This is a genomic window from Ochrobactrum sp. SFR4 (genome assembly GCF_019730395.1).
Lineage (GTDB): Bacteria > Pseudomonadota > Alphaproteobacteria > Rhizobiales > Rhizobiaceae > Pseudochrobactrum.
Genome location: NZ_JAAPBB010000803.1, coordinates 1 through 270, shown reverse-complemented (window position 1 = coordinate 270; position 270 = coordinate 1). Strand labels below are relative to the sequence as shown.

1 protein-coding gene is annotated in these 270 nt (G+C 51.5%); it reads right to left on the bottom strand.

The features are described 5' to 3' along the window. Positions 1-270 (bottom strand): ABC transporter substrate-binding protein (locus HBA93_RS21295; protein WP_286202119.1); only part of this gene is annotated, 270 nt, incomplete at both ends.

Sequence of the window (270 nt, the reverse complement as noted above, 5' to 3'; positions counted from 1 at the left end):
ATCATGGTCATGGCATATTCGTTTTTATTGGCGCTGCCGGAATAGACCGAAAAGGGTACGACTTCCACCTGAGTTTCCACGCCGATACGTGTCCAGAACTGAGCCAGAGCCTGCGCGGTTTCAGGGCCTTGCGGATAACGGTCGCTTGGCGCATGGATCGTCATTTTGAAACCATCCGGATAGCCTGCTTCTGTCAGCAGTTCCTTGGCTTTTTTGGCATCGAACGGAATATCTTTCGTATCCGTGTCATAACCGAATGTGCCTTCAGGC